Source organism: Amycolatopsis endophytica, from assembly GCF_013410405.1.
Lineage (GTDB): Bacteria > Actinomycetota > Actinomycetes > Mycobacteriales > Pseudonocardiaceae > Amycolatopsis_E > Amycolatopsis_E endophytica.
In genome coordinates this window covers 165,868-177,556 of record NZ_JACCFK010000001.1, presented here as the reverse complement: position 1 = coordinate 177,556, position 11,689 = coordinate 165,868, and the positions used below count along the sequence as shown (strand labels likewise).

The window sequence follows — 11,689 nt, the reverse complement described above, 5'->3', positions numbered from 1 at the left end:
ATGAGCACCGCATTCGCGGGTTCGGCGATGGCCTGGGAACGGCTGCTGGACACCTGGCGTGGACTCCAGGTGCCGGAGGGCTGGCGCCCGGAGCTCACTGCCGAGGGGATTCAGATGACGCCGCCGACTGGGGGACCGCACAACCTGATCGCAGATCTGGTGGATGACGCGCTGCGTCGGGCACGTCCTGACGGGTGTGGTGTCTTCCAGACAGTGGGTGTCGCCATCCGCGCGACGGGAAGTATCTACGTACCGGATCTGTGCGTGGTGCCTCGCGATGCCGTTCCGGGGAACTCTGACCCGGTCCCGGCCGAGCATGTGCTCCTGGCGGCGGAGATCACCTCACCGAGCAACGGTGACCACGACCGGAAGAAAAAGAAGTGGGCCTACGCCCACGGGAACATCCCGCAGTACCTCCTGATCGACGCCTACGACGAGGACGGCCCCGCGGTCTCGCTCTTCACCGAGCCGATCGAGGGTGTCTACAGTCGCACCGTGCGGGTCCCCTTCGGACAGCCTGTCGAGATCGGGGAGCCGTTCGGAATCCGGTTGGAGACCAACGGGTTCTGAGTGTCCGATGTGGAGTGGGTGATCCGTGAGCCGCATCCGGAGTTGCGGCCGCTGATCACGCGCTACATCGGGTACCGCCGTCACGGAGTCCTCAGCACCCACCGCGGGCTGCCGTCGCGGCACGTCACGCTCGTCATCAGCCTCGCCGAGCCGATCCGGTTCACCGGCATGCCCCGCCCGGACCAGTCGCCGGGCCGCTACGCCGCGGCGCTCGGCGGCCTGCACACCGCGCCCGCGTTGATCGACCAGGACGTGGTGCAGTCCGGCGTCCACGTCGAAATAGACCCACTCGGCGTGCCCGTCCTGTTCGGGGTGCCTGCGGCCGAGTTGAGCGGCCTCGTCGTCGATCTCGCCGAGCTGGGGCCGAAGAACCTGACCGAGCGGCTTGCCGAAGCACCCACCTGGGCGGACCGGTTCGCCGTCCTCGACCGGACCTTCCGCGCGACCCTCGCCGACCGCGCACCCTCGCCCGAGGTCACCTGGGCCTGGCGCCGCCTCACCGGCACCGGTGGTCTGATCCGCGTCGAGGCCCTCGCGAACGAGGTCGGCTGGAGCCGCCGCCACCTCGCCGAACGGTTCCGCCGCGAACTCGGCCTCGCGCCCAAACAGGCCGCCCGCGTGCTCCGGTTCGAGCGTGCCGTGACCAGGCTCCGGCAGCGGCGCACGGACCTGGCCACCCTCGCCGCGGACTGCGGCTTCTACGACCAGGCCCACCTGAGCAACGAGTGGCGCGCACTGGCCGGGTGCTCGCCACGCACGTGGATCGCCGAGGAGCTCCCGTTCCGGGCTCACCGCGGGGCCCCTTGACCCCCCACGATTTCCCGTTCCACCACTCCGTCTGGCAATCTGGTGGATGTGTTGCGGCTTGCCGGTGCACGGCTGCTCAGTGATCGGGATCATCCCGTGGTCCGCGCCGTGCTCGGGGCGGACCCGGTGGCCAGTTGCATGGTCAGCGCACGCGTCGAGCTGGCGGGTCTGGACCCGTGGCGGCTCGGCGGTGAACTGTGGGCGGCCGACTACCGCGGCACCCGCGGTGGCCGCCTGCCCGGCCTGTGCTTCTCCGGCCCCAATCTGATCCCGTTGCGCGGCAACGCCGCCGCACTGCGGTCCTTCGCCGACCGGGCACTGCGCAAGCAGCGGGTCTGCTCCTCGCTCGTCGGGCCCGCCGAGCAGGTCCTCGGCCTGTGGGACGAGCTGGCGGGGGAGTGGGGCCCGGCCCGAGAGGTGCGCGAGGACCAGCCGTTGATGGCGATGGAGGGCAGACCCGCCGTCGACCCGGACCCGCTCGTGCGCCCGGTGCGGCCCCACGAGCTGGAGCGGTACCTGCCCGCCGCCATCGCCATGTTCATCGAGGAGGTCGGCGTCGACCCGCGGGCAGGCGACGGTGGCGTGAGCTACCGCGCCCGCGTCGCGGAGCTGATCGCCGGTGGCCGCGCGTTCGCCCGCTTCGAGGACGGCGAGGTCGTGTTCAAGGCCGAGATCGGCGCGTTGTCCCGCAGCGTCGGGCAGATCCAGGGCGTCTGGGTGCGTCCGGACCGGCGCGGTCACGGGCTCGGCACGTCCGGGACGGCCGCGGTGGTGAGCCACCTCGTCAACGGCCTCGGCCGCACGGCCAGCCTCTACGTCAACAGCTTCAACAGCCCGGCGCTGGCGGCGTACCGGCGGATCGGGTTCAGCCAGGTCGGCCGCTACGCCACCGTGTTGTTCTGACCGGGCTCACGGCCGCGCTCCGCGGGGGAGTCGTAGGGTGGAGGGCATGTCCCAGCGTGCTCCGTTGACCCCTGGCGTGCAGACGCCGCGCCGCCCCGTTCCCGCCAGCATCCCGCGTCCCGAATACGTGGACAAGCCGGCGCCGAAGCGGGACAACGGCAACGGCGTGCGCACGTCCGAGGTCATCGAAGCCATGCGGGTCGCCAGCCGGATCGCGGCGCAGGCGCTGGAGGAGGGCGGCAAGGCCGTCAAACCCGGCAACACCACCGACGAGGTGGACAAGGTGGTGCACGAGTACCTGCTCGACCACCACGCCTACCCGTCGACGCTGGGCTACCGGGCCTTCCCGAAGTCGTGCTGCACCTCGCTGAACGAGGTCATCTGCCACGGCATCCCGGACTCGACCGTGATCGAGGACGGCGACATCTGCAACATCGACGTGACAGCCTTCATCGGGGGCGTGCACGGCGACACCAACGCCACGTTCTGCGCCGGTGAGGTGTCCGAGGAGGTGCGGCTGCTGGTGGAGCGCACCCACGAGGCGACCATGCGGGCGATCAAGGCCGTGCGGCCGGGCCGCCAGCTCAACGTGATCGGGCGCGTCATCGAGTCCTACGCCAAGCGCTTCGGTTACGGCGTGGTGCGTGATTTCACCGGTCACGGTGTCGGCCCGGCCTTCCACACCGCACCGACCGTCCTGCACTACGAGGACCCGTCGGTGACCACGGTGATCGAGGAGGGCATGACCTTCACGATCGAGCCGATGATCACGCTGGGCGCGATCGACTACGACATCTGGGACGACGACTGGACGGTCACCACGAAGGACAAGAGCTGGACCGCCCAGTTCGAGCACACCCTCGTGGTGACCGCGGACGGCGCGGAGATCCTCACTCTGCCCTGACGGCTCAGGCTTCCTGGATGAGTTCGTCCAGGAAGCCGGCCGCCTCGGCCATGGCGCGTGCGCTGTCCCCGGCTTCGAGCGCCTCCAGCAGACCGCGGTGGCCGATCGCCTCGGTCTCGGGAAGGCGGGTGTCGGTCGTGGCCGCCACGCTCGCGATCACCGCCTCCAGGATCCCGCGGTACAGCTCGGTGAGCAGGTCGTTGTGGGCCGCTCGCACGACCGCCAGGTGGAATTCGGTGTCCGCCCGGATGTAGGTTTCGAGCTCTTCGGTGCGGTAGGCCGTGTCGCGCTGGTCCAGCAGTTCGGCGATGGTCGCGAGTTCTTCGTCCGTGCGGACCTCCGCCGCGAGCCGTGCGGCCTCCACCTCCAGCGCGCGCCGCACGCCGAGCACCTCACGCAGCTCCGTGCCGCACAGACGGCGGATCGCGCCGGACACCTCGCTCGTCGCGCGCACGTACGTGCCGTCGCCCTGACGCACTTCGAGCAGCCCGCCGTGCGCGAGCGCCCGCACGGCTTCGCGGACCGTGTTGCGGCCGACCCCGAGGCTTTCGGCGAGTTCGGCCTCGGTGGGGATCCGTTGCCCGATCGGCCATTCGCCCTCCGCGATGGCGTCCTTGAGCTGCGCGATCACCTGGTCGACGAGACCGGTACGACGCGTAGTGGCGAGTGGCACTCCGGAAGTCCCTTCACCCGATCATCCTATGTTTGCCATACTAACGTGCGTGACTGTGGATGGTGAGACCTCGGTGCCCGAGAAGACGCGTGTTCCCGCGCCTCGCGTGCTCGTCGGGAGCGGTTTGCTGGGCGTGGCGGTGCTGCTGGCGGCGATGAACCTGCGCCCCGCGGTGACCAGTGTCGGTTCGGTGCTCGACGAGGTCCGCGACACGCTGGGGGCGTCCGCGACGTGGGCCGGGGCGCTGACCACCATCCCCGGGCTGTGCTTCGCCTTCGCGGGACTGACCGCGCCGGTCGTCGCGCGACGGCTGGGCATCGGGACGGCGGTGACGCTCGCGCTCGCGCTGCTGTCCTGCGGACTGGTGCTGCGCGTGCTCGACGGCCCGCTGGTCGTCCTGGGCGGGACGCTGATCGGAACGGCCGGGATCGCACTGGCCAACGTGCTGATCCCGGTGGTGGTGAAGGAGTCCTTCGCCACCCGGATCGGCCTGATGACCGGGCTCTACACCGGTGCGCTGCAGGCAGGCGGCGCGCTCGGCTCGGCACTGACCCCGCCGCTGGAGAGTGGTCTCGGCGGCTGGCGTCCCGGTCTGGGCAGCTGGGCGCTGCTGTCCGTCGCGGCGCTGGTGCTGTGGCTGGCGGCCGCGCGCACCCGCCCCGGCACGCCGGCGTCGGGGGAAAACGCGACCGGGGGGCGGTCGCTGTTCCGGAGTCCGCTGGCGTGGATCGTCACCGTGTTCTTCGGGATGCAGGCGTGCCTGGCCTACATCGTCATGGGGTGGCTGCCGCAGGTGCTGATCGACGCGGGCGTCAGCCGCGGTGACGCGGGCCTGCTGCTCGGTCTGGTGTCGCTGCTCGGCCTGCCGGTGAGCCTGATCGTGCCGCCGCTGGCCGCGAAGCACGGCAGCCAGAGCGGCTGGATCGTGCTGCTCGGCGTGTTCGGCGTCGCGGGCGTCATCGGCCTGATGGTCGCGCCGGGTGCCGCGCCGCTGCTGTGGTCGATCTTCATCGGCATCGGGATGGCCGTGTTCTCGCTGGCGCTGACGACGATCGCGCTGCGCGCCCGCACGGGCGCCGAGACGGCCAAACTGTCCGCGATGGCGCAGGGGATCGGCTACCTGCTGGCCGCGGTGGGCCCGTTCCTGTTCGGCCTGCTGCACGACGTGACCCACGGGTGGACGGTGCCGTTCGCGATGCTGCTCGCCGTGGTCGTGGGCCAGATGGTGTTCGGCTTCTTCGCGGGACGTCCGCGCTACGTCTGACGGCCGTGCGGCGGAGCGGTAGTGCCGGGACCCTTCCTGTCCGGTGTGCGGGCTCAGAGCGGCAGGTTCAGCAGCGCGTTCTCGATCAGCTCCGGCATCGCCGGGTGGATCCAGTACTGCCCGCGCGCCATCGACTTCGCGTCGAGGCCGAAGCTCATGGCCTGGACCAGCGGCTGGATCACCGTCGACGCCTGCGGGCCGATGACGTGCGCGCCGATCAGCTGCCCCGTGTCGGGGTCGGCCAGCAGCTTGGCGAAACCGCTCAGGTCCTCCATCGCCCAGCCGTAGGCGATGCCCGCGTAGTCCTGTGTGGACGTCACGTACTTCACGCCCCGCCCGCGCGCCTCCTGCTCGGTCAGCCCGACCGAAGCGATCTGCGGTGACGTGAACACCGCGTGCGGCACGAACCGGTGGTCCGCGGTCATCCGCTCGTCCGGGTGCAGCAGGTTGTGCTGCACGACGCGCGCCTCGTGGTTGGCCACGTGCTTGAGCTCGTACGGCGAGGAGAGGTCGCCCAGTGCGTAGATGCCCTCGACCGCCGTCTCCTGGTGGTCGTCGACGATCACGTGCCCGTCCTCGGTGGTCGTCACGCCCGTCGCGGCCACGTCCAGCAGATCGCTGTTCGGGCGGCGCCCGATCGCCAGCAGCAGCTCGTCCGCCTCGACGGTCTCGGCGCCCCGCGGCCCCTCCAGTTCCAGCGCGACACCCGCGCCGGACGGCCGCACCCGCACCGCCTTGCGGTTGAGCCGCACGTCGAAGCGCTGCGACGCCAGCTCGGTGAACCGTTCGCTGATCGCCTCGTCCTCGCCGCGCAGCAACGCGCCGGAGCGGGCGACCAGGGTGACCTCGACCCCGAACGAGGTGAAGACGTGCGCGAACTCCGCGGCGACGAAACCGCTGCCCAGGATGACCATGCGGGCGGGCAGCTCGTCGAGCCGCATCACGGTGTCCGAGGTCTGGTAGCGGACCTCGTCCAGACCCGGCAGGTCCGGCACGACCGCGCGGCCACCGGCGGCGAGCACGAACCTGTCGGCGGTGATGGTCTCGCCGGGACGGCCGTCGGCGAACGACACCGTCAGCTCCTTGCGCCCGGTGAAGCGCCCCGCGCCCTCATACACGGTGACGTTGGCGTTGTCCTCGTGGCTGGTCCGGTACTCGCGGCCACCCTGGGCGATCGGATCGATACGGCCGAAAATGCGGTCCCTGACGTCGGTCCAGCGCACCGCGTCCAGCGTCTCGTCGACACCGAACCGGCCGGCCAGCGACGGCGTCGCGGCCAGGTCCGCGGTGTGCACGAACATCTTCGTCGGGATGCACCCGACGTTCAGGCACGTGCCACCGAACACGCCCTTTTCGACGATCGCCGTCTTCCATCCGGCGAAGGAGGGGTCGAGGATCGAGTTCCCCGAGCCGGTCCCGACGATCACCAGGTCGTAGTGGGGCACGTGTGCAACCTCCAGCCAGCTTGGGTTCCCCCGGTGCAACCGGTCCGGACCCGAAATTCATTCCCGTTCCTATCCGCCGGTGGCGGTGAAGTGCATCCGGTCCTTCGGCTCCTGCCACGCCCCGCCCCAGTCCCAGCCGACCGCGGCGAAGGCGCGCACCGTCGCGTCCCCGGCGAGCACCATTCCCGGCCGCACCCACGAGCGGTCCAGGTACGCCGAGGACAGCTCGGGCAGCACCAGGTCGCCCTTCGTGTAGGGGTTGTCGAACGGGTTCAGGTCGATCGCCAGCCCGTAGGCGTGCGCGGACCAGGTCGTCTGCCCGCGGACCGGGCGGCACACGAACGCGCTGGTGTTGTTGCCGTCGCCGGTCGGGGGCGCGTCCAGTTCGGCGGGTGAGGTGATCCGCATTTCCTCGATCGGGAACCGTTCGGCGAACAGCTGCCCGAACACGTGCGTCACCTCCGCCGCCACCGAGGCGTTGACCAGCATTTCGCCGGTGTGGGCCGTCCCGTCGAAGCCCCAGAACGACATGGTCAGGTAGCGCAGGTCCGAAGCCGCGACGGGGCACGCGGACTGCCACGTGCTGCGCGCGAGCACGTCGGCCGGGACCGCGCCGACCGCCGAGACGTAGCGGCCGTCCGCGGGCGGGGGCAGGAAATCGGTGGTCGGCAGGCTGCGGTTGCGCAGCACCTCCGGCGTCGGCCGTATCTCGCCGAACCCGTCGGAACGGCGGGGCAGCGGGGTCGCGCCCACGGTCCACGACGGCGGAGCGCTCGTGGTGGGCGGCGCGGTCGTCGTGGTGGCGGGAGCCGACGGCGAGGGCGCGGGCGGGGGTGGCTCGGGCGGGGCGCCACACGCCACGAGCCCGAGCGCCAGGAGCATCGCCAAGATTCCTCGCACGTAGTCCAGTTTCCCAGAATCGAGACCACCCGATTCAGTGACACCGCTTCCGGCCTCTTGTCGATTACTGTATGTGCGGCAATCTGACGCCCCGGAGTCGTTCCAGGTGGGGCACAGGGGGATCCTCGAGAGCTGTTCCGAAGGGAGCGCGCGCATGGCGAAACACCGTCGACGCGACCGCAAGTTCCGTCTGACGCTGACGGCCGTGGTCGCCGCCGCCGCGTTCCTGCCGGTGGCGGCCGCGGCCGCGCCGAGCAGTGGCGCCCGCCCCAATATCGTCGGCGGCACCGAGGCGTCCATCTCCGACCATCCGTACGCGGTGTACCTGACCGACAAGAACGGCAACCAGTTCTGCGGCGGCGTCATCGTGAGCCCGGCCGCGGTCGCCACGGCGGCGCACTGCGCGAAGGCGGTGAGCCGGGCGGAGCTGCGGGTGGTCGCGGGCCGCCAGGACAAGCGCACGAACGACGGCAGGACCGTGTCGGTGCGCGACGTGTGGATGCCCTCCGGGTTCACCGATCCCGGCCAGGGTGACGACGTGGCGGTGCTCAAGCTGTCGCAGAGCCTGCCCTACCAGGCGGCGAACCTGCCGGGCGACGAGTCGCTCTACGCGGAGGGCACGAAGGCGACCGTGATGGGCTGGGGCCGCACCGCCGACGGCGGGGCGCGCTCGGACGTCCTGCGCAGCGCGGTCGTCCCGATCGTCAGCGACTCCAGCTGCCGGTCCAGCTACTCCAACTACGACTCCCGGTCGATGGTGTGCGCCGGCTACCCGCAGGGCGAGGTCGACGCGTGCCAGGGCGACTCGGGTGGTCCGCTGGTCGTCGGCGACACGTTGATCGGCATCGTCTCGTGGGGCGACGGCTGCGCGCGGCCGGGCAAGCCGGGCGTCTACACGCGCGTCACCACCTATGCGGACGAGATCCGGAGCGAAGCGGACTCGTCGCGGGGTGTGTTCTGGTAGTCAGGACTGCGTGAACCCCGACAGAGGCGTCCGCGGACCGGACCTGACCACGCGACAGCTGTACGACATCCTCCGGCTCCGGGTGGAGGTGTTCGTCGTCGAGCAGAACTGCCCGTACCCCGAGCTGGACGGGCGTGACCTGCTCCCGTCCACCCGCCACTTCTGGATCGACGGGCCGGACGGCATCGAGTCCTACCTGCGGGTACTGGCGGAGGACGACGGCGTCCAGCGCATCGGCAGGGTGGTCACGGCGAAGCACGCCCGCGGCCGGGGCCTGGCGGCACGGTTGATGACGGCGGCGCTGATCTCGGTCGGCGACGCGGACAGCGTGCTCGACGCGCAGACCTACGCCCGCGGTTTCTACGAGAAGTTCGGGTACGTCGCCGAGGGTGAGGAGTTCGACGAGGACGGCATCCCGCACATCACGATGCGGCGCCGGCTGGCGCCGATTCACTGATCACCTTCACCGCGGTGTCCACATCGGACTCCGTCAGATCGGCCCGGACGGTGAGGCGCAGCCGCGACACGCCGTCCGGGACCGACGGCGGCCGGAAGCACCCGACGCGCACACCCTGTTCCGCGCAGCGCGCCGCCCATTCGGCGGCGGCGTCGGCGGAGGGCGCCTGCAACGCGAGCACCGCCGCTTCCGGTGTGGTGACCCGGAACCCGGCAGCGCGGAGCTGAGCGGACAGCGTTCCGGCCGCGGTCAGCACCTTGTCCGGTAGGCCGGGCTCGGACTTGAGCACGCCGAGCGCGGCCAGCGCGGCGGCGGCGCTGGCGGGCGCGAGCGCGGTGTCGAAGATGAAGCTGCGGGCCGTTTCGAGGAGGTGCCGGATCACCCGGCGCGGCCCGAGTACGGCGCCGCCCTGCGCGCCCAGCGCTTTGGACAGCGTGATCGTGGTGACCACGTCCGGTTCGCCAGCCAGCCCGGCGGCGTGCACCGCGCCACGGCCGCCTTCGCCGAGCACGCCGAATCCGTGTGCGTCGTCGACCAGCAGCGCCGCGCCGTGTTCGCGGCACACCTGGGACAGTTCGCGCAGCGGGGCGAGGTCGCCGTCCACGGAGAACACCGAATCCGTGACGACGAGGGCCCGCGGTTTGCGGCGGGTCGCGAGCGCGTGCTTGATGGCCGCCGGATCGCCGTGGTTGATCGCCGCGACGTCGGTGCGGGACAGGCGGCAGCCCTCGATCAGCGAGGCGTGGATGTGCTTGTCGCTGACGATCGCCGATTCGGCGCCGGACAGGGCGGTGACCGCGCCCAGGTTGGCGGCGAAGCCGGAGGAGAACACCAGCGCGGCCTGCGCGCCACAGAAACGCGCCAGTTCGTATTCGAGTTCGGTGTGCAGCTCGGTCGACCCCGTGACGAGCCGGGACCCGGTCGCGCCGGCGCCCCAGCGGAGGGCGGCGGCCGCGGCGGCACCGGCGACCCGCTTGTCACGGGCCAGACCGAGGTAGTCGTTGCCGGCCAGGTCCAGTTCCGTCGAGGAGGCCCCCCGCGGCCGCAGTTTACGGGTCAGCCCGGCCGCCGCGCGCTTGTCGGCCGCGGTGTCGAGCCAGTCGAAAACCTGCTCTGGGGACGGGGAAGCCGGTACGTTCACGTCACGCAGTGTCGCACCGCACCCGCATTCGGCAGTGGAGGGGGCGTGACCGGGACGAGCTGGAGTACGGCGCGGCCGGGGCAGGGGAACGGTCGTCCACGTGCTGACCTCGCGCGGCGAGGCCGGGATCGACAGGCCGCCGGCGGAGGCCGGGCCGTTGCGGATGCCGGAGCAGATGGCGAGCGCCCGGGTCGTCGGTTTGCAGGCGGTCGAGTTCCTGCACCATCCGGACGGGCTGATCGAGAACGGGATCCCGCTGCGCCGCGGCATCGCCGAGACGATCCCGCGGCACCGGCCGGAACTCGTGATCACGCTCGACCAGCGCGGAACCTTCGCCGGCGGCGGGTTCGACATGGCCGAGCCGGAACCCTTCCTGCGCCAGTTCGCGGCGGCTGCGGGCGCGTCGTTCGGCGTCCCGCTCGCCTGCACCTTCGAGCTAGCGCTTGACGCGGTAGGTGACGTGGGTGGCGAGGGAGACCGTCCGGGAGGAGACCGGCTCCAGGTTCAGGTTCGGCACGCCCTCGAAGAGCCGCTCGCCCGATCCCAGCGCGATCGGCGAGATGTGCAGGCGCAGCTCGTCGATCAGCCCCGCGGCCAGGAACTGGTTCAGCGTGGACGCGCCGCCCGCGACCGAGATGTCGCGGTCGCCCGCCGCGGCTCGCGCCTGTTCCAGGGCGGATTCGATGCCGTCGGTGACGAAGAAGAACGTCGTGCCGCCGTCCATCTCGATCGGTTCGTGCGTGTAGTGGGTCAGCACGTAGACCGGCCCGTGGTACGGCGGCTCCTCTCCCCACCAGCCGCGCCAGTCCTCGTCCCATCCGCCGCGGACCGGGCCGAACATGTTGCGGCCCATGACGAACGCGCCCGCGTCGACGATCGCGTCGATCTCGGCTCTGTTCTCGTCGGGCGTCTCGAACATCCACCTGTGCAGGTTTTCGCCACCTTCGCCGAGCGGGTTCTCGCGGGTCTGCCGGGGACCGGCGACGTACCCGTCGAGCGAGATCGCGGGGCTGCTGAAGACCGTACCCATCGCCGTTTCTCCTGACTGATTGTGATTTGCAACCGGTTTTGGGCACTGTACTGCCTCATGAACCGGTTGTAAACTGCAATCGGAAAAGGAGGGTACGATGACCGACGTGCGCCGCTCGGGGTGCCCGATCAACCTGTCGGTCGAGGTGCTGGGCGACCGGTGGTCACTGGTCGTGATCAGGGACATGATGTTCGGCAACCGCAGGCACTTCCGCGAGCTGCTGCAGGGCTCCGAGGAAGGGATCGCGTCGAACATCCTCGCGTCCCGGCTGCAGCGGCTCACCGAGCTGGGGCTCGTGTCGCGGGCACCGGACCCCACGCACAAGCAGAAGGTGATCTACAGCCTCACCGAGCCGGCCATCCAGCTCGTGCCGGTCATGGCGCACCTCGGTGCGTGGGGCCGCCGCCACCTGCCCGTCACCCGCGAACTTGCCGTGCGGGCCGAGCTGCTGGAAAACGGTGGGCCGGAGCTGTGGGACGACTTCATGGACGAGCTGCGTGAGCAGCACCTGGGCGTCCCGCGGCCGGCCGGGCGGGAGTCGGTGTTCGTGCGCCTGCAGGAGGCATACGAAGCCGCTCTCGGCCCATGAAAAAAACCGCCGCGACCCCATCGGGATCGCGGCGGTTTCGGT

General features: G+C 70.9%; 13 protein-coding genes and 1 pseudogene. 9 read left to right on the top strand and 5 right to left on the bottom strand.

What is annotated here, in order from left to right; genetic code table 11:
- Genes HNR02_RS00835 through map form a run of 4 tightly spaced genes read left to right on the top strand, consistent with a single transcriptional unit; the run spans nucleotide 1 to nucleotide 3,184 of the window.
- Complete coding sequence (locus tag HNR02_RS00835) at nucleotides 1–570, top strand: Uma2 family endonuclease (protein ID WP_179771317.1); 570 nt, start codon at nucleotides 1–3, stop codon at nucleotides 568–570.
- Nucleotides 571–1,377, top strand: coding sequence for a helix-turn-helix domain-containing protein (locus tag HNR02_RS00830; RefSeq protein ID WP_179771316.1), 807 nt, complete (start codon nucleotides 571–573; stop codon nucleotides 1,375–1,377).
- 48 nt (nucleotides 1,378–1,425) lie between these two features.
- Nucleotides 1,426–2,280, top strand: a complete 855-nt coding sequence (locus tag HNR02_RS00825; protein ID WP_179771315.1) for a GNAT family N-acetyltransferase — start codon at nucleotides 1,426–1,428, stop codon at nucleotides 2,278–2,280.
- A gap of 46 nt (nucleotides 2,281–2,326) precedes the next feature.
- Nucleotides 2,327–3,184, top strand: a complete 858-nt coding sequence (gene map, locus HNR02_RS00820) for a type I methionyl aminopeptidase (RefSeq protein WP_179771314.1) — start codon at nucleotides 2,327–2,329, stop codon at nucleotides 3,182–3,184.
- Nucleotides 3,185–3,188: 4 nt separating this feature from the next.
- Here map and HNR02_RS00815 read toward each other — a convergent pair whose 3' ends face one another.
- The gene (locus HNR02_RS00815; protein ID WP_179771313.1) at nucleotides 3,189–3,857 is read right to left on the bottom strand and encodes a FadR/GntR family transcriptional regulator; all 669 of its coding nucleotides are present in this window, start codon (nucleotides 3,855–3,857) and stop codon (nucleotides 3,189–3,191) included.
- Between the two features lie 28 nt (nucleotides 3,858–3,885).
- On the opposite strand from HNR02_RS00815, the gene HNR02_RS00810 reads away from it, so the two are divergent.
- A complete protein-coding gene (locus tag HNR02_RS00810) occupies nucleotides 3,886–5,121 on the top strand; it encodes a CynX/NimT family MFS transporter (protein ID WP_218902563.1) in 1,236 nt (411 codons plus the stop codon).
- A gap of 53 nt (nucleotides 5,122–5,174) precedes the next feature.
- Here HNR02_RS00810 and HNR02_RS00805 read toward each other — a convergent pair whose 3' ends face one another.
- Together HNR02_RS00805 and HNR02_RS00800 are read right to left on the bottom strand one after the other, a co-directional pair.
- Entirely contained in the window at nucleotides 5,175–6,566 is a 1,392-nt protein-coding gene (locus HNR02_RS00805) for a mycothione reductase (RefSeq protein ID WP_179771312.1), read from the bottom strand.
- Nucleotides 6,567–6,635: 69 nt separating this feature from the next.
- Nucleotides 6,636–7,319 (bottom strand): M15 family metallopeptidase, encoded by a 684-nt coding sequence (locus HNR02_RS00800; protein WP_376772919.1) that lies wholly within the window; start codon nucleotides 7,317–7,319, stop codon nucleotides 6,636–6,638.
- A gap of 301 nt (nucleotides 7,320–7,620) precedes the next feature.
- Between HNR02_RS00800 and HNR02_RS00795 the strand changes: the two genes are divergently transcribed.
- Both HNR02_RS00795 and HNR02_RS00790 read left to right on the top strand, forming a co-directional pair.
- Nucleotides 7,621–8,430, top strand: coding sequence for a S1 family peptidase (locus HNR02_RS00795; RefSeq protein ID WP_179771311.1), 810 nt, complete (start codon nucleotides 7,621–7,623; stop codon nucleotides 8,428–8,430).
- A 10-nt stretch (nucleotides 8,431–8,440) separates the two neighbouring features.
- On the top strand, nucleotides 8,441–8,887 hold the full coding sequence (locus HNR02_RS00790) for a GNAT family N-acetyltransferase (protein ID WP_179771310.1): 447 nt from the start codon (nucleotides 8,441–8,443) through the stop codon (nucleotides 8,885–8,887).
- Here the strand turns inward: HNR02_RS00790 and HNR02_RS00785 are convergent.
- A complete protein-coding gene (locus tag HNR02_RS00785; RefSeq protein ID WP_179775635.1) occupies nucleotides 8,853–10,028 on the bottom strand; it encodes an 8-amino-7-oxononanoate synthase in 1,176 nt (391 codons plus the stop codon). The two genes, HNR02_RS00790 and HNR02_RS00785, sit on opposite strands and share 35 nt — an antisense overlap.
- A 100-nt stretch (nucleotides 10,029–10,128) precedes the next feature.
- Between HNR02_RS00785 and HNR02_RS36700 the strand changes: the two are divergent.
- Nucleotides 10,129–10,299, top strand: a pseudogene (locus tag HNR02_RS36700) (PIG-L family deacetylase); the annotation flags it as partial.
- Nucleotides 10,300–10,464: 165 nt separating this feature from the next.
- Here the strand turns inward: HNR02_RS36700 and HNR02_RS00775 are convergent.
- Nucleotides 10,465–11,058, bottom strand: a complete 594-nt coding sequence (locus tag HNR02_RS00775; protein WP_179771309.1) for a dihydrofolate reductase family protein — start codon at nucleotides 11,056–11,058, stop codon at nucleotides 10,465–10,467.
- Between the two features lie 97 nt (nucleotides 11,059–11,155).
- On the opposite strand from HNR02_RS00775, the gene HNR02_RS00770 reads away from it, so the two are divergent.
- A complete protein-coding gene (locus tag HNR02_RS00770) occupies nucleotides 11,156–11,647 on the top strand; it encodes a winged helix-turn-helix transcriptional regulator (protein ID WP_179771308.1) in 492 nt (163 codons plus the stop codon).
- Nucleotides 11,648–11,689 lie beyond the last annotated feature (42 nt).

What these genes read in the sequence shown, in the direction of transcription:
- HNR02_RS00810 (WP_218902563.1), top strand. Translation starts at nt 3,886, where the DNA reads ATGTTTGCCATACTAACGTGCGTGACTGTGGATGGTGAGACCTCGGTG.
- HNR02_RS00770 (WP_179771308.1), top strand. Translation starts at nt 11,156, where the DNA reads ATGACCGACGTGCGCCGCTCGGGGTGCCCGATCAACCTGTCGGTCGAG.
- HNR02_RS00835 (WP_179771317.1), top strand. Translation starts at nt 1, where the DNA reads ATGAGCACCGCATTCGCGGGTTCGGCGATGGCCTGGGAACGGCTGCTG.
- HNR02_RS00775 (WP_179771309.1), bottom strand. Translation starts at nt 11,058, where the DNA reads ATGGGTACGGTCTTCAGCAGCCCCGCGATCTCGCTCGACGGGTACGTC.
- map (WP_179771314.1), top strand. Translation starts at nt 2,327, where the DNA reads ATGTCCCAGCGTGCTCCGTTGACCCCTGGCGTGCAGACGCCGCGCCGC.
- HNR02_RS00795 (WP_179771311.1), top strand. Translation starts at nt 7,621, where the DNA reads ATGGCGAAACACCGTCGACGCGACCGCAAGTTCCGTCTGACGCTGACG.